Genomic DNA, 23,411 nt, shown 5'->3' with positions numbered 1-23,411 from the left:
CACAGGTCACAGGTTCACGGGTCATAGATCACAGATTCACAGGTCACAGGCCGCGCAGGAACTTGGCCGCGATGGGGGCGGCGGCTCCGGCGCCGGTGCCGCCGTTCTCGACGATCACGGCGAACGCGACGTCGCCCCGGTAGCCGATGAACCAGGCGTGGGTGGGCGGCTCGGCGCCGGACCCGAACTCGGCGGTCCCGGTCTTGCCGGCGGTCCCGGCGGGGAAGCTGACGTCCGCCGCCGTGCCCTCCTTGACCACCGCGGGCATGAGCGTGCGCAAGGCGCGCCGCACTCCCGGCTCCAGCGGGTGCGGCTGCTCGGGCTTGCGCCCGCCCGCGTCCACCGCCTGCGACGCCAGCGCGGTGTCGACCAGGCGGGGCGACCGCCAGGTGCCGCTCGCCGCAGCCGCCGCGACGCTCGCCATGTTGAGCGGGCTGGTCAGCACCTCGCCCTGCCCGAACGAGGCGGACGCGAACGCGGTGTCGTCCTTGGCCGGGGGGAACGAGGCCCGGACGGCGGGCAGCCCTGCGATGATCGGCACGTTGAAGCCGAACTGGTCCGCCACCTGCGTCAGTCGCTTCTGGCCCAGCTTGTCGACCGCGAGCCGCGCGAACGTGGTGTTGCACGAGTGCGCGAACGCGTCGCGGAACGAGACCGCGCCGAAGTCCTCGTTCTTGTAGTTTTTGAACTGGCGGCCTCCGACGTTGGTCGTCGCCGGGCAGGGCACGCGGCTCCGGGCGTCCAGGCCGCCCGCCACCAGCGCGGCGGCGGTGACCACCTTGAACGTGGAGCCCGGCGGGTAACGCCCCATCAGCGCCCGGTTGTAGCCGCCCGGCTTGTTGGCGACCGCGAGGATCTCGCCGGTGGACGGGCGCAACGCGACCATCGAGGCGGGCTTGCCGACGTCGGCGAGCGCGTCACCGGCGGCCTTCTGCACCTTCGGGTCCAGGGTCGTGGCCACCGGCTGCCCGTCCTTGCCCCCGAACCGCTGCAACGTCTTCACGGCCTTCCCGTCGGCCCCGACGACCTGCACGGTCAGCGCGGGTGTCCCGGCCAGTCGCCGCTCGTACTGCCGCTGGAGCCCGTCGGTGCCTACCGGGTCGCCCGTACGGTACGGGGCGCCCAGCTTCTTGGCGGCGTCGGCCGTCGCCGGCCCCACCGGTCCGGCGAGTTGCTGGACGGAGCCCGACGAGGACTCCACCAGGCTGCTGCCGTCGGCGGCCGTGATCCCCGCACGGGTCGGCCAGGTGCGGGCGGCCTTGAGCCGCTGCCCCTGTGTGAGAGTCGGGTAGATGACCTGCGGCGACCAGGCCACCCGCCATTCGCCGTCCCGTTTGGTGAACGGGAGCATGCCGACGTACGACCAGTCCCGGTTTCCAGCGAGGGTCAGTGTGGCCTTGTAGGAGCTGCCCGCCTCGTCCCCCTTCGGCTTGCCGACCGAGGCCGGCTCGTACTTCTGCCGCACCACGCCGAGGTCCTCACGCACCTGCGCGAAACGTTTGTCGAAGTCGGCAGGCGGGTCGGCGGTGAGGGCGCGCATCGTGGCGACGTCACCCCGTTCCCAGGCGGCGAGGTAGTCCTTCGCGGTGTCCCCCGGTCCATCGTCGCCCGTCAGGAGCCACCAGGCGGCTCCCCCTCCCAGCAGCACGGCGAAGGCCGCCACCAGGGCGATGACCACACGCGATCGGCGCATCCACACTCCTCCTCGACGTTGCTACGCCCGACAGGACACCACCTGACCAGCCAGAAGTCCAAGATGGGTATCGATTTCGGTGGGATATGAAGATTGATATAGTTCCTGGTCGTGAACCTGGTCGGGCACCTGAACTGCTTCGTCGTCGTCGCCGAAGAACTCCACTTCGGCCGGGCGGCGGAGCGGCTCGGCATGGCCCAGCCCCCGCTCAGCCAGCGGATCCAGCGGCTGGAGAAGGAGCTCGGCGTGCGGCTCTTCGACCGGTCCAGCCGCCGCGTGGAGCTCACCGCCGCCGGCCGGCTTCTGCTCGACGAGGCGCGTGAGATCCTCACCCGCGTGGAACGTGTGCACTCCCTCGCCGAAAGGGCCAGGCTAGGCGAGATCGGCACGGTGCGCGCGGGTCTCCCGCCCGATCTGGGCGGCGCCGTGGTCGCCGCGCTGATCTCCGCGTTCCGCGACCGGTGCCCTGACCTGCGCCTGGACCTGCGCGAGATCGGCACGGCCGAGCAGGTGCGCGCCCTCACCGAGGGCGCCCTCGACGTCGGCGTCATCCGGCACCCGTGCGACGCGCGCGACCTCGGGATCGGCCCGATGCTGAGCCAGCAGGTCGGCGTGCTGGTGCCCGCCGCCGGCCCGCTCGCGGCCGGCGCCGACCTCCATCTCGCCGACCTCACCGGTTACGAGCTGGTCGTCCCGCCCCGGGAGGACGCCCCCGGGACCTACGACGAGCTCATCGCGGGCTGCCGTCGGAACGGCTACGATCCGCCGGTGGTCCACGAGGCGAGGCATCCGCAGTTCGCGCTCGGCCTCGTGCTCGCCGGCACCGCGGTGGCGCTCGCGGCCCGTGCCGAAGAGACGGCCGACGTCACCTGGCGCCCGTTCATCGGCGCGCCCCTGATGTGGCGGACGTCCTGCGCCTGGCAGCCGGGCACCGGCGACCAGCACGCCGTCAAGGAGTTCGCCTCCGTCGCCACCGCCGTGCTGAAGCGCGAGGCGGGCATGGCGCCGCTCGGCCCCGGCCCCGTGCGGCGGGTCGTCCCGCGTCCCGCGTCGGGATTCCTGGCATGACCCCCGTCGACAACCGCTCCGCCAGCCGCCCGGAGGCGAAGGCGCGGATCGAGGCGGCGTTCCGGGACGCGGGGGTCACCGGCTTCCTGCACGCCGCCGACCTGGACACCGGCCGCGAGATCGGCGTCCGGGCGGACGAGCCGGTCGTGCTGGCCTCGGTCTTCAAGGTGCCGCTGCTGGTCGCGTTCTACAGGCAGGCGGCCGCCGGGCTCCTGGATCCGCGCGAGCAGGTCACCCTGCGCCCGCGGACGCGCGGCGACGGACCCACCGGCATCTCGGTGATGCACGACGAGGTACGGATGTCGCTACGCGACCTGGCCTGCCTCATGATCACGGTGAGCGACAACACCGCCGCCGACACGATCATGGACCGGGTCGGCCTCGGCATGGTCAACGCCACCGTCGCCGACCTTGGCCTGCGCCGTACCCATGTCGCAGGCAACGGCATCGACCTCTTCGAGACGATGCTCCAGGACGGCGGCGTGGAGAGCCTCGGCGAGTTGTGGGGGCTCCTCGACAAGCCCGGCATGCTCGACCGCCTGCGGGTCCTCGACCCTCGGGCCACGAGTCACAGCACGCCACGCGAGATGGCCCGGCTGATGGGCCTGATCTGGGAGGACGAGGCCGCCCCGCCGGACGAGAGCGCCGAGATGCGGCGGTTGTTCGGCCTGCAGGTGTGGCCGCACCGGCTGTCGTCCGGCTTCCCCTACGACGACGTGCGGGTGAGCGGCAAGACCGGCACGCTGCCCACGATCCGCAACGAGATCGGCGTCGTCGAGTACCCGGACGGCGGACGCTACGCGGTGGCCGTCTTCACCCGTTCGCTCCTGCCGATCGCGGTACTCCCCCAGGCGGACGCGGTCATCGGCACCTCCGCCCGCCTGGCCGTCGAGGCCCTCCGCCGCCCGGCCTGATCCGAAGCCGAGGACGCGGGTATCGGTCGGTCCCATCTGGGTGGTCTCGGTATCGTGTGGGCGCTTGGAGGGATTCACGCATGTCTGAACTCGTGTTGGCCGGCCGGTACCGCCTCGTTTCGCGGCTCGGCAGCGGCGGCATGGGAACGGTGTGGGCCGCCGTGGACGAGGTGCTCCGGCGCGATGTGGCGGTCAAGGAGATCCAGCTGCCCGAAGGTCTGTCCGCGGACGACCGCCGGGTCATGGGCGAGCGGGCGCAGCGCGAGGCCCGGGCGGCAGCACTGATCGACCATCCGAACGTGATCACTGTGCACGACGTGGTCATCGAGGACGGGCGGCCGTGGATCGTCATGGAGCTGGTCCAGGGCGTCTCGCTCCATCAGGTGATCCGGGAGAGCGGGCCGCGGCCTCCGGCGGAGGCGGCCCGGATCGGCCTGCGGCTGCTGGACGCCCTGGACGCGGCGCACAAGCGCGGCGTACTGCATCGGGACGTCAAGCCGAGCAACGTGCTGCTCGCCGGGGACCGGGTGGTGCTCACCGACTTCGGGATCGCCGACATCGAGACCGACTCGTCGCTGACCAGGACCGGGGCGCTGGTCGGGTCGCCCGGTTACATCGCACCCGAACGGCTGCGGGAGGAGGCGGCCGGGCCCGAGTCCGACCTGTGGTCGCTGGGTGCGACGTTGTACGCGGCGGTCGAGGGCCGCGCGCCGTTCGAACGCGAGACCTCGATGGCCGTGCTCGGGGCCGTTCTCACCGAAGAACCAAGGCCGCCGAGCCGCTCGGGTTCGCTGGCGCCGCTGCTCTGGTATCTCCTCAACAAGAATCCGGCGGCGCGGTTGTCGGTCGAGGAGACGCGCCAGGTGCTGCAGAACGTTGCGCAGGGACGGCCTTCGGGCCTGCGGGACCCAGCGCCACCTGCGGCTCCGTCACCCCAGGTGCCACCGCCCATGGTTCCACCACCTCCGGGACCCCGAAACCGGGGGAAGACAGGCTTCATCCTGGCAGGGGTTGGAGCGGTCGCCCTGGTTGCGGTGGTCGCGACGTCAGCGGTCGCGTTCTCCCAGAACGACGGGGAGGGAGGCGGCAGCGCGACCGGCCAGCCGACCAAGTCGGTCACGCCGACGAGCACACCAACGGCCACGCCAAAGACAGTGCCAACAGCGGCAAAGCTCGATCTGTGCACAGTGCTGACGGCTGAGCAGTTGGGGCGGTTGCTGCCGAACGGCTCACCCCAGCGCCAGCAGGAGAAGGGCGTGCTGGGTTGTGCCTGGGGCGTGCAGCGCCGTGGCCTGTCCGTCGAGTTGGAGCCGCGCTACGAGCGCGATGTCAAGCCGGAGACACCTGCGGACGCGCATCTGACGTTCGTGAGCGACAAGAGGAATGACACGAAGCCCACGACGCACGTGTGGGGCTGGCCCGAGTTCGGCTTCACCGGCGGACGTGGGCGCACGACTCCCGCGCAGAACGTCCCCGGTCTCGGTGACGAGGCATATTCGTTCGAGACCCGGGGCGTGGACAAGCCCATGGACAAGGCCACCGTCGTCTTCCGGCTCAAGACGCACGTCGTACACGTCGAGTACGCCTATTTCCGGGGAGCGGGTGGCCCGGGTGACGCGCTGCAGGCCGCGCGGTGGGCGGCGCAGGCGCTGGCCAGGCAGGCATGACCGGCGAACGGGTGTTGTCCGGGCGCTATCGCCTGGTGCGGCGGCTGGGCCAGGGCGCCATGGGCGTGGTCTGGCAGGCCCGGGACGAGGCTCTCGGCCGGGACGTCGCCGTCAAGGAACTCCTCCTGCCGACCGGCCTCACCCCGGAGCGGCAGGCGATGGCGGCTCAGCGAGCCATGCGCGAGGCGCGTGCGGCGGCCCTCCTCAAGCATCCGTCGATCGTCACGGTGCACGATGTGGTCGACGAGAACGGGCGTCCGTGCATCGTCATGGACCTGCTGCCCGGCCGTTCGCTCGACGCCGTGCTGTCCGGCGACGGGCCGCTGCCGCCGGAACGCGCCGCCCAGATCGGCCTGGACGTGCTGGGCGCGCTCCGGACGGCACACGAACGCGGCGTCCTCCACCGCGACGTCAAGCCCGCCAACATCTTCCTCCGGGACGACGGCCGCGCCGTGCTCACCGACTTCGGGATCGCCTCGCTCGCGGGCGACACCACGCTGACCGAGACCGGCGCGCTGATCGGCTCGCCCGCCTACATGGCACCCGAACGGGTCCGGCACGAGAACAGCGGCCCCGAGTCCGACCTGTGGTCGCTGGGCGTGACGCTGTACGTGCTGGTCGAAGGGCGCACCCCGTTCGGCCGTACCACCGTCATGGGCACGCTCGGGGCGGTGCTCACCGAGCCCGTCGAACCACCGCTCAAGGCGGGGCCGCTGGCGCCGGTACTGATGGCGCTGCTGGCCAAGGATCCGGCCGTACGGCTGAACGCGCAGGGCACGGAGCAATGGCTCGGCGCCGTGGTCGCAGGCCGGCCCCTGCCGGCGACCCAGCCCGTACGGCTGCCCCCGGGACCACCGGCCGCCGCCGGTCTCCTCGAACGGCCGACCGAGCCCGCCGGCACCGGGCGGCGCGGCAAAGCTCCGATCGCCGGAGCGGCCGCCGCCGCGATCGCGGCCCTCGCGGTCGTCCTAGCGATCGTGTTGTGGCCGACCGGCTCCGGAGAGAAACCTCGTCCGAACGCGAGCGGCTCCTCGGCCGGTCCACCTCGTTCGGCTGCGCCACCCGCGGCGGCTGCCCCTGCGAAGCTGCCTTCCGTCTGCACGCTCCTCACACCCGCGCAAGCGGAGCAACTGGTCCCCGGCTTCACCGTCCGGCCCGCGGCCTCGACCGACCAGTCATCGAAGAGGCCCAACAAGAGCTGCGTCTGGACCCCGTCCGTGGCCGGAGGGGCGCCGGGCGGCGACGAGCTCAACGTGAAGGTCGAGGGCGAGGCTCCCGGGGCCGCCGCTGGGTCCGCGCAGGCCCGCTTCGCCGATACGCGCGACACCTATGCACCGCGCAACGGCAGCCCCGACCCGGGACGGCCGTTCAACGACCTCAAGGGTCTGGGCGACGAGGCGTTCGTCCTGGTCGAACCGGCCACAACCCCCAAGTCGACGGTGTATTTCCGGTCCGGGAGCCTCATCGTGGAGGTCCGGTACGGGTCCGAGCGGGGCCGCACGCCCGACCAGGTGCGCGAGCAGGCGATCAAGGCGGCGCGCTTGCTGGCTGCGTCGATCAAGCGCGTGTCCTGACGAGCAGGAAGGGATTGCACCCGTGCAGGAGCAGGAGCGGTCGCCGTGGAGCGACCCGGCGTACGCACCGGCGCACGTTCCGCCGCACGACCCGGCGCACGTTCCGCCGCACGACCCGCCACCGCGGCGCCGGTTCATGATCCTGGCGGTGGTGGCGGCGGTCGTGCTGCTGGGCGGCACCGTCATCGCCGTGGCGATGACCGCCACGGAACGCACGAAAAAGACCACGGAGCCGGGCGACACGGGTGCCGCCGGACCCGGACCGGGCGTCCCCTCGGTCTTGATGCCGCCGACCGCCGTGCCCAGCTGGCCCGCCGAGATGGGCGGCGTGCAGCCCGACCCGCGGATGACGACGCCCACCGGGCCCGAGTTCAGGCAGATCGAGGACGCCTGCGCGCTGTTCCCGAAGCCCGTCCTGAGCCGCCACGTTCCGGCCGCGACAGGACGGCCGGGCCGGGGCACGGAGGAGTGGACCTGCGCCTGGAAGTCCACCCAGGACGGCGGCAAGGACCGCAAGACCCGCGTCACCCGCGAGCTGACGGCGACGATCACGATCAAGCAGTCCGTGGGGCAACGGTCGGCGACCTACAACGCCGCAAAGAAGATCGCCCAGGAACGCTGGTGGGCCCAGCACCCCGACCAGAGCCCGGCCGGGGCCTTGCACCGTGGACCCGTCCGCTACCGGGATCTTCCCGGTCTGGGCGACGAGGCGTTCGGCACGTACGCGGTCCAGGAGCTGGTCGGCGAGAGCGGTGTCGGGACCGTCGTCGTGCGCGTCCGCAATGCCGTCCTCGAGGTCACGTTCAAGGGCGGCACCAACGGGCTCGACGAGTTCGGCGACGAGCGCTTCGGCGAGCAGCAGGCCATGCCGGAGGCCGCGGCGCGCAGTGGCGCCCGCGAACTCGCCGGCGGCGCCACCGCCGCGCTCCTGGCGTGCACCACCTGCACCGGCTGACACGCCTGGCACAGCGGTCCCGCGAACACCTCCGGCACCAAATGACGGAGTGTCCATCCCCTCCGGAACCGTAGGCTGTTATCCGCTTTGATCGCCTAAAAGGGAGAACGTGTGCGGCTTCCGGAGCATCTGGAGCTACTGCTCACCGACGAGCCGGTCCTGGACGTCTACTCGCATGGCCCCTGGCGTGTGCCCACGGGACTGTTCGAGGAGATCAGCACGCGCATCGACGGGTTGGCGCGCGACCCGCGCGCGGCCGGGCTGACCACCGATGAGCACAAGCTGCTGACGCTGCCCGCCTCCCTGGTGATCGCGGAGATCTTCGGCATGCTGGCGTTCCTGCCCGGCGGTGGGGCGATCAAGGCCGGTTCGTGGTCCCAGCTGCCCGAGCGGCTGCTGCGCGAGCATCTGGTCAACCCGGGCCCGATCAGTACCCGGATGACGCGCTGGGACGCACCCGGCGGCCGGTGGCGGCCGCCGGTGGACTGGCTGATCGAGGCGCCCGACCGGCGGCTGGCAATCGACCTGGCGCGCGAGTGCCTGGACGTGCTGGAGGGCATCGAGCCGCTCGAACAGCGCCGGAAGGCCCTGGTCAGGCTGTACGACGACCCGCCGGTGCACGACGTGAACCTCCCCAAGATGGAGATGCGCGAGATCTGGCACTGGCACGCCGACGACGAGATCCTCGCAGCGGTGCCCGAGCTCATGGGTCCGGTGGGCTATCTGGAGTGGGTGTCCGCCGGGCTGCTCGCCGCGTACGAGCACCTGGTCAGCGTGGCGCCGCGGGACGAGACGGCCGAGACACACCTGATCCATCTGCTGCTGCAGGGCAGCATGGAGCACGTTCCGGCGGAGCTGACTCTGGCTCTCGGCGAGGACCGTTACGGCGAGCTCCAGGAACGGTTCGCCGCCGAAAAGCGCGGCTTCAAGCCCGGCGCGTGGCAGGAGAGGACCCGGGCCTGGCTGGTCCGCGCCCTGGTCGCGGGGGCGGCCGAGGGGTGCCGCGCGTGGCTGGACATGGCGATGCGCTTCGTCGCGACCGTGCAGGGGCTGCCGGGCGACCCGTGGTTTCCCAAGACCGAGTGGATCCCGGTGGGGCAGTTCCAGACCGACCTCCGCCGCCTGTACGCGCCGCGCCGCCGCGTCGTCAACCCGCTCACCGACACGCTCAAGGTCGAGGAGAGCGCACAGAAGGCCGAACCCGCCCGGCCCGACCTGGTCACCAAGCTGGTCGACCAGCCCGAGGTGACCGCCGTCCTGGCCGAGCTCACCAAGAACGGCGGCAAGGCCTCGGTCAAGACTCCCGTACGGCTGCTGCTCGTCGGGCCGGACGGCACGGGCAAGCGGGACGCGGCGCAGGAGCTCGGCAAGGCGCTGGCGCTGGGCCGGGATCCGCTCTGGCTCACCGGCAACCTGTTCGCCGGGCAGCGGCTGTCCGACGCGGTGGCGCGGTTGCAGGCCGACGCCCGGGACTGCACTGGGGAACGGCTGCTGATCATCGAGGGCCTGGACGAGATCATCACCGATCCGGGCAACGGCGAGGCCCTGGCCGAAGAGCTGCACCGGCTGCTGGCCGTGCACGAGGCGCTGAACGTCGTGGCGCTGTGCGACGCCACCGGCGACGAGCGGATCGGCGAGGTCAACCCGGTCCTGCCCCAGCGCTTCCGGGTGGCCCGGACCCGCCCGTTCACCGCCGAGGGGCACGCCGAGCTGTTCCGGCGCGCCCTGCGGGAACGCGGCGCCCGCGGCACCCGGCACGCCATCGCCGCCGCCGGTGAGCTCCTCGCCGCGACCCCGCCCGTACAGACCCTGCGGAACGCCCGGCTCGCCCCTCACCTGGCCGACCTCCTGATGCGTAAGGCCGAGGCCCGCGCGGACGGCGAGATCGTCATCGGCAAGGCGGACATCCCGCGTGTCCTGTACCTGTCCGGCGGCGCCGATGACCCACGAGCCGAGCTGCGCGAGCTGCCCGGCCTGGAGTCGGTCAAGCACGAGCTCGGCCTGGTGGTGGCCACCGCCCGTGCGACCCAGCTGCGCCGCGACTCCGGGCTCAAGGTCAGCACGCCGACGCGGCACATGGTGTTCACCGGCAATCCCGGCACGGGCAAGACCATGGTGGCCCGCCTGCTCGGCCAGATCTTCAAGCGGCTCGGCGTGCTCTCGTCCGGCCACCTCGTCGAGGCGTCCCGCGCGCATCTGGTCGGCGAGTACATCGGCCAGACCGCGCCCCGGACCCGACGCCTGGTCGAACGCGCACTCGGCGGCGTGCTCTTCATCGACGAGGCCTACACGCTCACCCAGTCGCCGTTGAAGAGCGACTACGGGCACGAGGCCATCGCCGAGCTGGTCAAGCTGATGGAGGACCACCGCGACGACCTGATCGTGATCGTCGCCGGGTACGAACAGCAGATGGCCGAGTTCCTGGCCGCCAACCCGGGGCTGGACTCGCGCTTCCCCAAGCAGCTGCACTTCCCCGACTACAGCGACGACGAGCTGGTCGCCGTCTTCGAACGGCTCGCCACGGCGGACGGCTTCCGCCTCGATCCCGGGACCACCGAGCTGCTCCGCTCGATGTTGTCCCGCGTTCCGCGCGGTCCCTCGTTCGGCAACGGACGGCTGATGCGCAACCTGCTCGACCTCTCCGTGGCCAACCAGGCCCAGCGCCTCGCCACCGTCCGCCGCAAGCCCAGCAAGCGAGGCCTCGTGACGCTCACCCCCGACGACCTGCCGCCCCTGTGGGAGCAGCCGGCAGAGCTGATCGGTCTATACCTCTAGCGGAGGCCGGGCGAGACTTGCCCTATGGGCTCTACGGGCTCAATGGGCTCTACGGGCGGCGACGCGGAGGCGCGACGGCTGCTGGCCGCACTGCGCGGGATCGCCGAGCAGGAGACCGCGCGGCTCCGCGACGGCACGCTGCCCTGGACGTGGTGGCTCGAACGTGCGGCGCGATACGGCAGGTACGGGTTCACCAACACGCTGCTGATCGCCGCCCAGTGGCGTGCCGCGAGCGACGTACGTTCGTACGAGGCGTGGCGCGCGGCCGGGCGGCAGGTGCGCAAGGGTGAGGCCGGGATCCGGATCATCACCGCCGACGGCAGGCTGCGTGCGGTCTTCGACGTGGCCCAGACCGACGGCCTTCCCCTCCAGGAGCAACCACCGGGAGTTCAGGGGCAACCTCCGGGAGACGGCCGGGAACAGCTCCACCGCATCGCCGCCAGCCTCGGCTACCAGGGCGACGAGGAGCCGGCCGGACTGGCCCATCAGCTGGCCCACGTGGTGCAGCGCGGTGACCATCCCGACCCGCCCGGCCTGGCTGGCCTGGCCGAGTGCCACGGCCTTCGCCGGGTGGAGGCCGACTCTGTCGCGTACCTCGTCCTGGTGCATCTGGGGCTCGAACCGCCGCGCCTGTCGTTCCCGCCGCTCGCCGGTTGGGCCGGGCCCGAGATCGGCGACCGCATCCTCGCCACGTGCCGGCGCCTCCAGCATCACGATCGTTCGACCGACGTCATGCGTGCGGCGCACCGTTTCTTCCGTAACTGCCTGGAGAGCTCCTGGGGTGCGGATTACCTGGCGGAACGCGGGTTTTCCCGTGCCGTGCAAAGACGCTGGCAGATCGGGTACGCGCCGGAGGGCGGGCAAGCTCTCAACGCACGCCTGCGTTCGTTGGGGCACGCTGACGACGCCATCGTGTCCGCCGGGTTGGCGCGGCGCAAACGTTCCGGTGCTCTTCTCGACAGGTTCCGGGACCGTGTGATGTTCGCCATTCGCGCTCCGGACGGAGCGGTGGCGGGTTTCATCGGCCGGCTCCCGGACGGCGCGGAGGGGCCGAAGTACCTCAACAGCCCTGACACTGAGCACTTCCACAAGGGTGAGCTGCTGTACGGCCTGCACGAGAGTCGCGACCGCCTGGCCCGGGGCGCCCGTCCCGTCGTCGTCGAAGGGCCGCTCGACGCGATCGCCGTCAACATCGCCGCCGCCCGTACCCACGCCGCCGTCGCGACCTGCGGTGTTACCGTCACCGCCGCCCAGGTCGGTGCCCTCTCCCAGATCATTGACCTGGACATCGCCGGGCTGGTCGTCGCCCTCGACGACGACGCAGCCGGGAGGGCGGGCAGCCTCCGTGCCTGGCACACGCTGATGGACGCCCGGGTCCGAGGCCCGATCGGCGCGGTGTCGTTCGGCCTTGGCCAAGACCCCGCCGGCCTCCTGCGCTCTCGAGGCCGAGCCGCCGTGCGTGAGGCCCTCCGTGCCGAAAAGGAACTCGGCCAACTTGTCCTGGACGCCGCCATAGAACGATCTGGGGGCGCGCTCGGTACTCACGAACAACGCCTGTCCGCCGTTCGCGCCGCCGTTCGGATCATCGCGAGCGCCGCGGTCCCGGTCGATGTCGCCCGGCAGGTGGCCCATGTGGCCGCCCGGACGGGTGTACGTCCCGGCACGGTCACCGAGGCCTTGACCGAGAGCATCAGCGACGTTCAGTGACGGACCGCCACTCATCGCACATGACGTACCGCTCGTCGTTTGCTCCGGCCGACCAGTGAACCTACTGCGCAGTACCCGGTTAGCTTCATCGAATTCCGCGGATGCGCCGGCAGGGCCAGTGGGGGCAGGAGCGGCCGGGGGCCGTTCCTTAAGCCTGGGGCGATCCGCTGAACGGGGCGGGGGAGGGTCGCGGCGCCCGGTCGGTGGCGCACACCGGCGCCGCGAATCCCTCGCACACGAATCTCTCGCACAGAGGGATGACCCGAGCGGGTAACCGGCCGGATGTGACGAGCGCCATATAAAACGGCCATTCCTTTTTTCCACGAACAGGTCAATGCTGTGGGAAAGGCAGGTACCGGACAAGAGCAGAGTGTTCTTCACAACGGGGTGAGGCCTCCATGCATTCCGCGTTCGCACCGACCCTCCCGATCCCCTGGCGACGCGCAGGCAAAGAGCTGCTTCTCATAGCCGTTCTCTTCACCGCCTACAAGCTCGGACGCGTGCTGGCCGCCGATCACGTCACCGCGGCCTTCCTGAACGCGGACCGCCTGTGGGAGCTGGAACGGACGCTGCGGCTGCCGAACGAGGCGCGGGTGCAGGACTGGATCCTGAACGAGCCACAGGCAGTCCGGGCGGCCAACGTCTACTACAAGTTCGCGCATTTCCCGGTCACGGCGGCGTTCCTCGTGTGGCTCTACCTGAAACGCCCGGCCCACTATCGCTGGTCGCGCAGGGTCCTCGTGGTGCTGACCGGCCTCGCGCTCGTGGTGCACTTCGCGGTGCCGCTCGCCCCGCCGCGCATGCTGGGCGGACTCGGCTTCGTCGACACGGGGGCGCGCTACGGACCGGCCGTCTACGGATCGCCCGAGAGCGACCAGCTGGCCAACCAGTTCGCGGCGATGCCCTCGCTGCACGTCGGCTGGGCGGTGCTGGTGGCCGCCGGGATCATCGTGGCCACCAGCGGCCGCTGGCGCTGGCTGATCGTCGCCCATCCCGTGATCACCACGTTCGTCGTGGTCGCCACGGCGAACCACTACTGGCTGGACGGGATCGTTGCGACGGCCGTGCTCGTTGTCACCATTGTGACCCTGCGGCCGCCGAAGCGGTCCGTGCCCGACGCCCACAGGAGGACACTTGACTTCCCTACCGGACGCCGAGCTGATGCCGGCGGAGAAGGAGCACCCGGAGACCGGATCACTGCGCCATCCCGGGATACGGCTGCTGCGTAAGGTCGTGGTCGGCGTCGCCGGCATCGCGCTCATGGTCGCGGGCGTCGCGATGCTGGTGTTGCCGGGTCCCGGCATCCTCGCGATCTTCGCCGGGCTGGCGCTGCTGGCCACCGAGTTCAAGACCGCCAAGCGGGCGAACGACTGGGCCCGCGCCCGTTTCCACGAGCAGTGGCAGAAGGTCCGCGGCCGGGTCGGCCGTAACAAGGACTGACCGGAACGGTGGACGCTCGCGCCCGGAGTGGGCGCCAGGTGCGAGAATGTCCGGCGATGACCATTGATCGTCTTGAGCGCGCGCTCGTCTCGCTGCAGGGTCTCGCGGTGGGTGACGCGCTCGGCTCCCAGTTCTTCGTGCCCGCCAACCGCCCCAAGCTCACATCCCGGTCGATGCCGCCCGCGCCGTGGCAGTGGACGGACGACACCGAGATGGCGAGCGCCCTCGTCCTGGAGTTGGCCTTCACCGAGGGCGACATCGATCAGGACCGGCTCGTCGGGCGCTTCGCGCATCACCATGACTTCGATCGCGGCTACGGGCCGTCCACCAACCGCTTCCTGCGTCTCGTCCGGGAGGGGGCGGACTGGCAGGAGCAGCTCGCGGACCTCTTCGACGGCCAGGGTTCCTGGGGCAATGGCGCGGCGATGCGGGTCGCGCCGCTCGGCGCGTACTACGCGGGCAGCCCGTACCGTGCCGCCCACCAGGCTGAACGGTCGGCCACCGTGACCCACACCCATCCCGAGGCGGTCGCCGGAGCGGTGGCGGTCGCCGTCGCCGCCGCGACGATCGCGTCCGGCCACCGCTCCCCCGGGCAGATCATCGACGCCGTCCTGGACCGGGTCGCCGAGAGCCGTGTACGCGACGGGATCGTCCGGGCCAGGCAGTTGCTCACGCTGAGCGACGCGCGTGCCGTGGCCGAGCAGCTGGGGAACGGACGCAACGTCAGCGCGCAGGACACGGTCCCGTTCACCCTCTGGGCCGCCGCCAAGCACGCCGGCGACTTCGAGGAGGCGATCTGGACGACCGCCGAGGTCGGCGGGGACGTCGACACCAACTGCGCGATCGTGGGCGGGATGGTCGCGGCCGGGATGGAGCCCGGCGCCCTGCCCGTCTGGTGGGTGCGGGGCACCGAGGACCTGCCCGAATGGCTCGTGTTCCCGCCGCTCACGAGACCGTCCACGGCAACGGCCCGCGACTGGAAGACCGAGCCGATGCGGCAGCCCGCGCCGCTGCCGCCGCCCGACCGGATCTGGGCGCCGTACGAGTGGGAGACGATCCGCCGGGGCGTCATCCCGGCGGAGATGGAGGAGAAGTGGTTCGCCTACGTCGAGGCTGACCGGCTCCATTTCCATCGCAGCTGGACCGGCTACAAGGTCTTCGAGGCCTTCTTCCAGCCCGTCGAGGATGGCTGGCAGATCACCGAGGCGCTGATCGAGCGCGACCGCGAGATCTACAAGAGCGAGGACGACACGCACGAGAGAGGCGTGCTGCACGGCATGATCGAACGTCTCCTCCTGGGCTACTGGGGCTGAGCCGGGCTATCCGGATGGAGCCAGCGCGAGCGCGCTCAGCAGACGCTCGGCCTCGGCCTCGACCGCGGGCTGTGCGGCGGCGGGGTCGCCCGACCGGGCGAGCAACATGCCCGCCTCGCAGAGCGCACCGAAGATCATCTGAGCGCGGGTCGCCAGATCGCCGTCGACGAGCCGCCCGTCGGCCGCCGCGGCGCGCATGCCCAGCGTCAACACCCGCAGGGTGTGGTCGTACTCGACCTCGCGGACCCCGTCCCAGCCGAGCACCGCGGGCCCGTCCAGCAACACGATCTGCCGGAACGCAGGATCGGTGCACCGTTCGAGGAACACCCGCACCCCGTGCCGCAACGCGGTCCAGGAGTCGGGCGCCGCCAGCGCCGCCCGTTCCAGTTCGGCGGCGATCTCCTCCTGCTCGCGCACGAACACCGCACGGAAGAGGTCGGCCTTGCCCTTGAAGTGGTGATAGGCCGCGCCCTTGGTGACGCCGGCCGCGGCGGCCACCGCGTCGATCGAGGTCGTGGCGTACCCCTCCGTTCCGAACAGCCGCCGAGCGGCAGTCGTCAACTGGCCCGTCGTCGCGTCGGAACGCTCGGCCTGACTCCGGCGTGCCATCTCGTCTCCCCTCTCGCCCGCGGCGCCCTCTCATCTTGGGCACCTCTCTCACCTGCAGTGTTCGAATGGTTTCGAACGGATTTCCACAACACCCTTGACGGTCATACTCAGAGTATGTAACTTCCGAAGCACGTTACATACTCCCAGTATGAAAGCGGGCCGGCCATGTCCACGCCGCTCATCGCCGTCTACGGAGCGTACGGTCACACCGGCCGCCTGGTGGCAGCGGAGCTCCACGCCCGGAACCAGAACGTCCTCCTCGCCGGACGCGACGCCGACGCACTCCAGGCCATGGGCAGCGAGCTCGGCTACCCCGTCCTCCGGGCACCGCTCGACGACCCGGCGGCCCTGCGCGAACTCGCCCAGCAGTCCGACGTGCTGATCCACTGCGCCGGCCCGTTCAAGGTGACGGGCGAGCCGGTCGCCACCGCCTGCGTCGAGACCGAATGCCACTACGTCGACCACGCGGTCGAGTCCCACCACGTCCGGCATCTCTTCGAGGACTTCCAGGACAGGGCGCAGGCCGCCGGGATCGCGATGGTGCCGGGCATGAGCTTCTACGGCGGCGTCGGCGACCTCCTGGCCGACGCCGTGGCCGAGGGCCTGTCCGACATCGACCGCGTGACCACGGCGTACGCGGTGAGCGGCTGGCGGATGACCACCGGCGCCAAGGACACCGCCGCGCAGTTGTTCGCCGAGACCGACCGCATCACCTACACCGGCGGGGAGTTCCACATCGGCTACGTGGAGCCCCGCAACGTCGTCTTCCCGTTCCCGCCGCCGCTCGGCCCGCGCACGATGATCGCCCCGTTCCCCTCCTGCGAGATCGTGATGATCCCGCGGCACGTGCCCGCCCGTACCGTCGAGGCCCTGCTCACCGCCGAGACGTTCACCGAAGAGCAGGTCTTCGTCAGCGAGCACGTCGGGATGACCGAGCGGGCGCGGAGCGAGTTCACCGTCGCCGCCCAGGTGATCGCCGCGCACGGCAGCCGCGCGGGACGGGTGACCGGCACCGATCTCTGGCGCGCCGGTGCCCTCGCCTCCGTCGAGGCCGCGCTCCGCCTGATGGAGGTGCCGAACAAGACCGGCGTGCTGAGCCCGGCCGAGGCCTTCCCCTCCGACGTGCTCCTCCGCACGCTCGAACGCCTTGGCGCGTTCACCCTGACCATCGAAGGGTGGGACTGATGATCCTCGTCACCGGCGCCGCAGGCGGCATGCAGGGCTCGACGGGGCGCCTCGTCACCCAGGCTCTGCTCGAACGCGGCCACCCCGTGCGCGCCTTCGTCCACACCGACGACGACCGTGCCGCCGAGCTGCGCAAGCTCGGCGCGGAGGTCGTCACCGGGGACCTGCGTGAGATCGCCGACGTCCTCCCGGCCCTCGCAGGGGTCCGCCGGGCGTTCTTCACCTATCCGGTGACCGAGGGCCTGCTGGACGCCACGGCCGCGTTCGCCGCGGCGGCCCGCGAGCACGGGGTGGAACGCGTGGTCGAGGTCTCGCAGCTCGCGGCCGAACCCGACGCGAACACCCACCGGATGCGCCAGCACTGGGTGGCGGAGCAGGTCTTCGACTGGGCGAACGTCGGCGCCGTCCATCTGCGCGGCGCGGTCTTCTTCGAAAACCTCGACATGCTGATCCGCCTCAGCGGCCGCAACGAGCTCGCCGCGCCCTTCGGCGGACCCGACACGCTGCTCCCCCTCATCGCGGGCGCCGACGTCGCGAGAGTCGCGGCCGGCCTCCTGGACGACCCCATCCCCGAAACCGACCCCATCTGCCGCCTCACCGGCGAAATGCTGACCGTCGCCGAAGCCGCAGCGGCCTTCGGCGTCCCCTACGTCGACGTGCCGCCCGACGACTGGGAACGGAGCGCCCTCGCCTCCTACGGAGACCCCGACACCGTCCGCCACCTGACGAAACTGTGGGAGATCTTCCGCTTCCTCGGCCCGAACGACCATCCCCTCTACCGCGTGACGGAGGCGATCGAGCAGTACGGCGGCCGTCCACCCACCACCCTGCGCGAGTACACCGCAAGCTGACTCCGGCACTGGCCGCCCCCCGCCCTGCCGCCCGCCCCAGCCGGGGGCCCGGTTTGTGACGAGGCACCACCGTCGTGGTCAACAGCGATCTAAGCTGATCTCCCTGCGGAATTTCGCCGGACATATCCGGCTTGTCGGAGCGAGGTCGTCGTCCATGCGCCTGCTGCCCCGGTCGATCCGCGGGAGAGACACCGTGATCTCCGCCGTGGTGGCCGTGCTGGTGCTGAGCGCGCTCGCCGCCGCAGCCGACATACTCCTCCGCAACATGCTCACCCAGGGGGCCCTCGAAGACGCGCAGTTCGTCGCCCGGCAGGCGAGCGCGGCGGTCCGCGAAGGCGCGCTGGACGACCCCATCCGGGAGGACGCCAACGGAGCCGCACTCGTGCAGCTCGTCTCCCCCGAGGGCCGGGTGCTGAAGGCCAGCGTGAAGGCGGCCGGGCAACCGCCGCTCGCCGACCTGCGGCCCCGTCCTCAGTCGCGTGTTCAGGCGGTGACCACCTGCCTGGACGACGACTGCTACGCCGTGTGGGCGATCCGGGTGACGACGGCGCCCGACTCCCCCACGGTGTACGGGGCGAGCAGGTTGCCCTGGGTGATGACGTCCGGTCTCCTCGAACTGCTGCTGGCCCTCACCGTGCTGGCGCTCGCGGCGCTGGTCGCCTGGACCACATGGCAGGTCGTCGGCCGGACGCTTCGGCCGGTCGAGGAGATCCGCCTGCAGCTGGCCGAGATCAGCGGCAGCGACCTGGCCCGGCGGGTACCCGAACCTCCCGGCGCCGACGAGATCGCCCACCTCGCCCGGACCGCGAACGAGACCCTGGACCGGCTGGAGAAGTCGGTCACCCGCCAGCGCCAGTTCGCCTCCGACGCGGCCCACGAACTGCGCACGCCGATCACCGGCCTCCGCGTCAACCTCGAAGACCTGGCGATGTACCCGGACGACACCGACATCCCCGCCGCCACCGAGGCCGCGTTGCGCGCCACCGACCGGCTGGAGTCGATCGTCGCCGACCTGCTGTTGCTCGCCCGGATCGGCACCGGCGCGGCCGTGCAGGAGGAGATCGATCTCGCCGAGCTCGTCCGGGCGGAGGTCTCCACCTGGACGGGCACCGCCGAGCTGCGCACCCCCCTGACCCCTGGCCTGACGGTCATGGGCGTCCGGCTCCAGCTGGCCCGGCTGCTCGGCAACCTGCTCGACAACGCCGAACGGCACACCAAGCAGACGATCGACGTCGGAGTGGGGCGCGACGACGAGGACTTCGGCGTGGCGTCGCTCATCGTCGCCGACGACGGCCCCGGCATCCCACGGGAGGACCGGGAACGGGTCTTCGACCGCTTCACCCGCCTGGACCCGGCCCGCAGCCGCGGCTCCGGCGGCGCCGGGCTCGGGCTCGCCATCGCCCGCGACATCGCGCTCGCCCACGGCGGCTCGCTCCGGATCGAAGACAGCCTCCAAGGCGCACGATTCGTCCTGCGCCTTCCCTTGCTGTGAGGACGTGCCTTCCGGGGTCAGGTCGTGGGCTGGCGGCCCCACGCGCTGACGATGGCCTCGGCGGCGTCCACGAAACGCGGATCGTCGAAGAGCGCGAGCGCGGCGTCGATCTCCTCGTCAGTGATCAGGTCACGGTCGACGAGGGCGGGCCGGAGCTGGTTGAGGAAGACCCGCCAGAACCGTTCGGCCACACCCCCGTCGCCGACGGTGAAGACTTCCAGCGCCAGGCCGAGATCGGCCAGTCCCGCGTCGGCCAGGATCGCGGGCTGCCGGCGCCGCGCCCATCCGACGTCCTCACCTTGGCTGCCGAGCAGGTCGACGACCGCCGTCATGGCCTTGCGCCAGGCCGGGTTGGGCGAGGTGGCCTTCGGGAAGTGCGCGATGTCCTCGAGGACGAGCCAGCCGCCCGGCGCCAGCCAGCTCACGAGGCGCTTCACGATCTCCTCGCGTTCGGGCAGGTGCATGAGCAGCGCGCGGGCGTGGATGAGGTCGAAGGAGCCGGCGGGGAAGTCGAGGAGCCGGAGGTCGCCCTCCTGGACGACCAGGTTCGGCGCCCAGCCGGCGTCCAGGTAGCGGACGTCGATGTCGACGGCCGTCACCGTTCCGGCGGGGAAGCGCCCGGCCATCCAGCGGGTCACCGACCCGGCGCCGGCACCCAGCTCCAGGCATCGCGCGGAATCGGGGAGGTCCTCGGCGCGCGCGCCGAGGACGCCTAGGGTGACCGGGTCGAGATGCTCCTCCAGCAACTGGAGCCGGATCAGCTCGGTCGGGATGTCGTGGCTCAGCACGCCGCTGCTATACCGGTCGGTGAGGTGGTCCTGTTGTTCGGTCATCTCGCGGTCTCCTCGATCAGCGCGCGCGGACACCCCACCGGGGTGAAGATCTCAAAATAGATCATCTGCACGCGTTCGAGACAAGAAGCGGATCAGCCGTCAGGCGGGTTCTTTCCGGCCAGGCCGGCGGCGCGGGTGTTGAGATAGCGCTCCTGCGGCAGGCTGGTCGCCCGGCGTGCGGCCTCCGCGTAGGCCGTCCGTGCCGCCTCGCGTTCACCCGCCATCTCCAGCAGATGCGCGCGGACCGCGAACAGCCGGTGATCGTTCGAGACGCGCTCGTCGGAGGCGAGCTCGGTGAGCAGGGCAAGCCCGGCCTGCGGGCCGTCGGCCATGCCGACCGCCACCGCGTGATTCAGCATCACCATCGGGTTGCCGGACATCCGCAGAAGCACCTCGTACAGTGCCTTGATCTGCGGCCAGTCCGTCTCCGCGGCGGTCGGCGCCTCGTCGTGGACCGCCGCGATCGCCGCCTGGAGCTGGTAGGGCCCCGGCTTCCCGCGCGGCAGCACCACGCTGATCAGCGCCACACCCTCGGCGATGAAGGCGGCGTTCCAGCGTAAACGGTCCTGCTCGGCCATCGGGATCAGCGCGCCGTCCGGCCCGGTCCGTGCGGGCCGGCGCGCGTCGGTGAGCAACATCAGGGCGAGCAGCCCGGCCACCTCGCCGTCATCGGGCAGGAGGCGGTGGACCATGCGGGCCAGCCGGATCGCCTCGGTCGACAGCTCGGTGCGGAACAGCGCTGGACCGGACGTGCTCGCGTACCCCTCGTTGAAGATCAGGTAGAGCACGTGCAGGACCGCGCCGAGCCGCTCGGCGCGGTCGACCGGCATGCCGAACGGGATGCCGCTGCTCTTGATGCTCTGCTTGGCCCGGCTGATGCGCCGGGTCATGGTCGCCTCCGGCACCATGAACGCGCGCGCGATCTCGGTGGTGGTCAGGCCGCCGACGGCCCGCAACGTCAGCGCGATCTGCGACGCCGGCGACAGCGACGGGTGGCAGCACATGAACAGCAGGATGAGCGTGTCGTCGGACGCGGTCACCGGCTGGTCGGCGGGCGCCATCCACTGGCCGGGCAGCTCCCACTGGGCGACCGTGTCCTCGCGGCGCCGCCGGGCCTGCTCGCTGCGCAGCAGATCGGTGAGGCGCCGCGCGGCGACAGTGATCAGCCAGCCTCGCGGATTGTCCGGGACGCCGTCCACCGGCCACTGCGTCGCGGCTGCGAGAAGGGCCTCCTGAACGGCGTCCTCGGCGCTGTCGAAGTTCCCGTACCGCCGGACGAGCGCGCCGAGGACCTGCGGCGCCAGCGTGCGCAGCAGATCCTCGTCCGCCGTCTCAGTCCTGCTCACGCCGGCGGCTACAGGTCGTAGTCACCGGGGCCCCCGGCGACCGGCCGCACGTCCACGTACCAGTCACGGCCCAGGTCGGCGTCCGGAGGATGCGGGGTGTTCGCCAACTGCGCGGCGATCTCGGTCGCCCGGTCGAAGCTCGCGCATTCGACGATCGTGAACCCGGCGAGGACCTCCTGGGTCTCGGCGTACGGCCCGTCGGTCACCACCGGGATCCCGTCGTCCCGCACACCGATCCGGCGGGCGTGCACCGGCGCGGTAAGGCCGTGGCCCTCGACGAACTCCCCGGACTCGACGAGTGCGTTGTTCCAGTCCGCCATGAACTCGTGCATGGCGGCGGCGTCCTTCTCGTCCCAGGCGGGCTTGGCCCCCTCCTTGCCCGTCAGGACGTCATAGTCCTGCTGCGACCCGTACATCATGATCATGTATTTCATGACGACTCCTCTCTGGCGGTGCCTCCCTGGCGCCTTCACCAGAGACGTCGGAGCCGGGGCCCCCGGCCGGACACGGTTGCCGACATTCTTTCCTGCGTTCTCGTCGTGATACCCCTGGAGCCCCTGGAAGGCTGCCTCAGCGCCTTCCGAAGTCCTTCTTGGTCGCGTACCGGCGAAGCTGGTCCCAGTCGTCGCCGTAGTGCACGTGGCCAGGGGCTATGCAGCCCAGAGTGATCGGGCGCGGTGCCTTGTAGCGGGGTGCGCGGAGGTCCGGCTCGCCTTCAAAGTCGAGTGTCTCGGCGATGTTGCGGGCGGCGGCGTCGCGCACGGACAGCGGCTCCAGCCGCCAGCGCCATTCGATCGCCTTGAGGATCGAGGTGTGGTCGTACACCTCGTGTGCGATCGCGCCACGGCGGGCGCGCGGGGAGACCAGCAGGCACGGCACCCGGAAACCGCGCAGCCCGGTGCCGAGGTCGGGCCGCGGGTCGGGTCCCTCCGGTGGCACGACGTGGTCGAAGAAGCCGCCCCACTCGTCGTAGTTGATGACCAGAAGCGTGCGGCCCCAGTTCGGGCTGTTGGTGATCGCCTCGTACACCTTGTTGAGGAAGTGCTGGCCGAAGCGGATGTCGGCGAGGGGATGCTCGTCCTCCGCCAGGCCGGGGACCAGCTCCCCGACGAACCCCGGCTCCACGAACGAGACCGCTGGCAGCCTGCCCCTCGCCGCGTCGCCGTAGAACTCCGTGATGTGCCGGCTGATACCGAGGTGCTTGAGTCCCCACAGTGCCGTGAACGGGACATCGCTGAAGTAGTACCTGTGGGGCACCCTCTTGGCCGCGAGCCGGTCCCAGATCGTGGTCAGCTCGGACAACTCGAACGCGTTGTTGATCCGGTCGGTCTGCCCCGCGTGCTGGAAGATCCGGTTGGGGAACGTGGAGGACATGATCGCCGGGAAGTACCGGTCGCACACCGTCCAGTCCCGGGCGGCGCCGCCGTAGAAGTTGAGGTCCGGACCCTCGAAGTACCCGATGGCGAAGACGTCGCTGTCACCTGACCGCAGCCACCCGTCGCATTTGCCCCCGTTCAGCTGGACGCGGCCACCGGCGTAACCGTGGTCGGGGTCCTGGAACCCGCAGCCGTGCGGGACCTTGAGATGGTGGGTCGAATGCTCCTTGCCCTCCTTGTCGGTGAACGTGAGCCCCGCCTGCTTCCCGTCGGCGCCGGGGAGCCAGCCGAGGTAGTGGTCGAACGACCGGTTCTCCATCATCACCACGACGATGTGGTCGATGCCCGACTCGTCCGGCCGCGGGAGCTCGGACACCGGCGCCCGCCGGGAGACCGCCTCCGCCGAACCGCCCGTCACCGTGACCGCCGCCGTGGCCGCGGAGCCAGCGATGAACCCACGCCTGGTCAGATCGTCCATGCCACCGGTCCTCTCACGCAGGGGATGCGTGGGGAGCATGACGACATCTGGGACCGGGGGATAGAACAAGAACCGACAAATCAGGACGCAGAAGATGAAGTTTCCTCATGAACTCCCGGGACACCCACGAGGCCC

19 protein-coding genes are annotated in these 23,411 nt (G+C 71.1%); 13 read left to right on the top strand and 6 right to left on the bottom strand.

Translation table 11 applies throughout. The features are described from left to right. Nucleotides 1-43: 43 nt before the first annotated feature. Complete coding sequence (locus tag ACH34W_RS38285; protein WP_395966068.1) at nucleotides 44-1,693, bottom strand: penicillin-binding transpeptidase domain-containing protein; 1,650 nt, start codon at nucleotides 1,691-1,693, stop codon at nucleotides 44-46. Nucleotides 1,694-1,804: 111 nt separating this feature from the next. On the opposite strand from ACH34W_RS38285, the gene ACH34W_RS38280 reads away from it, so the two are divergent. From ACH34W_RS38280 to ACH34W_RS38235, 10 genes are all read left to right on the top strand, one after another. After that, on the top strand, nucleotides 1,805-2,761 hold the full coding sequence (locus ACH34W_RS38280) for a LysR family transcriptional regulator (RefSeq protein WP_395966067.1): 957 nt from the start codon (nucleotides 1,805-1,807) through the stop codon (nucleotides 2,759-2,761). Then, complete coding sequence (locus ACH34W_RS38275) at nucleotides 2,758-3,675, top strand: serine hydrolase (protein WP_395966066.1); 918 nt, start codon at nucleotides 2,758-2,760, stop codon at nucleotides 3,673-3,675. Before ACH34W_RS38280 ends, ACH34W_RS38275 begins: the two co-directional genes overlap by 4 nt. 80 nt (nucleotides 3,676-3,755) lie before the next feature. Then, nucleotides 3,756-5,342, top strand: a complete 1,587-nt coding sequence (locus tag ACH34W_RS38270; RefSeq protein ID WP_395966065.1) for a serine/threonine-protein kinase — start codon at nucleotides 3,756-3,758, stop codon at nucleotides 5,340-5,342. Continuing rightward, nucleotides 5,339-6,916, top strand: coding sequence for a serine/threonine-protein kinase (locus ACH34W_RS38265; RefSeq protein WP_395966064.1), 1,578 nt, complete (start codon nucleotides 5,339-5,341; stop codon nucleotides 6,914-6,916). Before ACH34W_RS38270 ends, ACH34W_RS38265 begins: the two co-directional genes overlap by 4 nt. A gap of 22 nt (nucleotides 6,917-6,938) precedes the next feature. Beyond that, the gene (locus ACH34W_RS38260) at nucleotides 6,939-7,871 is read left to right on the top strand and encodes a hypothetical protein (RefSeq protein ID WP_395966063.1); all 933 of its coding nucleotides are present in this window, start codon (nucleotides 6,939-6,941) and stop codon (nucleotides 7,869-7,871) included. A 111-nt stretch (nucleotides 7,872-7,982) separates the two neighbouring features. Next, nucleotides 7,983-10,646 (top strand): AAA family ATPase, encoded by a 2,664-nt coding sequence (locus tag ACH34W_RS38255; protein WP_395966062.1) that lies wholly within the window; start codon nucleotides 7,983-7,985, stop codon nucleotides 10,644-10,646. 24 nt (nucleotides 10,647-10,670) lie between these two features. Continuing rightward, nucleotides 10,671-12,353, top strand: a complete 1,683-nt coding sequence (locus ACH34W_RS38250; RefSeq protein ID WP_395966061.1) for a toprim domain-containing protein — start codon at nucleotides 10,671-10,673, stop codon at nucleotides 12,351-12,353. Between the two features lie 398 nt (nucleotides 12,354-12,751). Beyond that, complete coding sequence (locus ACH34W_RS38245; protein ID WP_395966060.1) at nucleotides 12,752-13,582, top strand: phosphatase PAP2 family protein; 831 nt, start codon at nucleotides 12,752-12,754, stop codon at nucleotides 13,580-13,582. Beyond that, complete coding sequence (locus ACH34W_RS38240) at nucleotides 13,488-13,793, top strand: PGPGW domain-containing protein (RefSeq protein WP_395966059.1); 306 nt, start codon at nucleotides 13,488-13,490, stop codon at nucleotides 13,791-13,793. Before ACH34W_RS38245 ends, ACH34W_RS38240 begins: the two co-directional genes overlap by 95 nt. Nucleotides 13,794-13,849: 56 nt before the next feature. Next, complete coding sequence (locus tag ACH34W_RS38235; RefSeq protein WP_395966058.1) at nucleotides 13,850-15,106, top strand: ADP-ribosylglycohydrolase family protein; 1,257 nt, start codon at nucleotides 13,850-13,852, stop codon at nucleotides 15,104-15,106. A gap of 6 nt (nucleotides 15,107-15,112) precedes the next feature. On the opposite strand, the gene ACH34W_RS38230 is transcribed toward ACH34W_RS38235, so the two are convergent. Then, nucleotides 15,113-15,715, bottom strand: coding sequence for a TetR/AcrR family transcriptional regulator (locus ACH34W_RS38230; protein WP_395966057.1), 603 nt, complete (start codon nucleotides 15,713-15,715; stop codon nucleotides 15,113-15,115). A 165-nt stretch (nucleotides 15,716-15,880) separates the two neighbouring features. On the opposite strand from ACH34W_RS38230, the gene ACH34W_RS38225 reads away from it, so the two are divergent. The 3 genes from ACH34W_RS38225 to ACH34W_RS38215 all read left to right on the top strand — a co-directional run bounded on the left by ACH34W_RS38225 (nucleotide 15,881) and on the right by ACH34W_RS38215 (nucleotide 19,243). Beyond that, entirely contained in the window at nucleotides 15,881-16,900 is a 1,020-nt protein-coding gene (locus ACH34W_RS38225; RefSeq protein WP_395966056.1) for a saccharopine dehydrogenase NADP-binding domain-containing protein, read from the top strand. Next, entirely contained in the window at nucleotides 16,900-17,751 is an 852-nt protein-coding gene (locus tag ACH34W_RS38220; protein ID WP_395966055.1) for an NAD(P)H-binding protein, read from the top strand. The genes ACH34W_RS38225 and ACH34W_RS38220 overlap by 1 nt, the downstream gene beginning before the upstream one ends. 154 nt (nucleotides 17,752-17,905) lie before the next feature. Next, nucleotides 17,906-19,243 (top strand): sensor histidine kinase, encoded by a 1,338-nt coding sequence (locus tag ACH34W_RS38215; RefSeq protein WP_395966054.1) that lies wholly within the window; start codon nucleotides 17,906-17,908, stop codon nucleotides 19,241-19,243. Nucleotides 19,244-19,260: 17 nt separating this feature from the next. Here the strand turns inward: ACH34W_RS38215 and ACH34W_RS38210 are convergent, their stop codons facing one another. The 4 genes from ACH34W_RS38210 to ACH34W_RS38195 form a co-directional block, all read right to left on the bottom strand. Beyond that, a complete protein-coding gene (locus tag ACH34W_RS38210; protein ID WP_395966053.1) occupies nucleotides 19,261-20,076 on the bottom strand; it encodes a class I SAM-dependent methyltransferase in 816 nt (271 codons plus the stop codon). 92 nt (nucleotides 20,077-20,168) lie between these two features. Continuing rightward, on the bottom strand, nucleotides 20,169-21,422 hold the full coding sequence (locus tag ACH34W_RS38205; RefSeq protein WP_395966052.1) for an RNA polymerase sigma factor: 1,254 nt from the start codon (nucleotides 21,420-21,422) through the stop codon (nucleotides 20,169-20,171). Nucleotides 21,423-21,430: 8 nt separating this feature from the next. Then, nucleotides 21,431-21,856: a YciI family protein gene (locus ACH34W_RS38200; protein WP_395966051.1), complete on the bottom strand. Its 426-nt coding sequence runs from the start codon at nucleotides 21,854-21,856 to the stop codon at nucleotides 21,431-21,433. A 136-nt stretch (nucleotides 21,857-21,992) separates the two neighbouring features. Continuing rightward, nucleotides 21,993-23,276: an alkaline phosphatase family protein gene (locus ACH34W_RS38195; RefSeq protein ID WP_395966050.1), complete on the bottom strand. Its 1,284-nt coding sequence runs from the start codon at nucleotides 23,274-23,276 to the stop codon at nucleotides 21,993-21,995. Between the last annotated feature and the right edge of the window lie 135 nt (nucleotides 23,277-23,411).

Source organism: Actinomadura sp. 6N118 (assembly GCF_044326415.1).
In the GTDB taxonomy this organism is placed as follows: Bacteria; Actinomycetota; Actinomycetes; order Streptosporangiales; family Streptosporangiaceae; genus Spirillospora.
The sequence above is the reverse complement of the archived record's forward strand: the minus strand, read 5'-3'. Positions and strand labels throughout refer to the sequence as shown.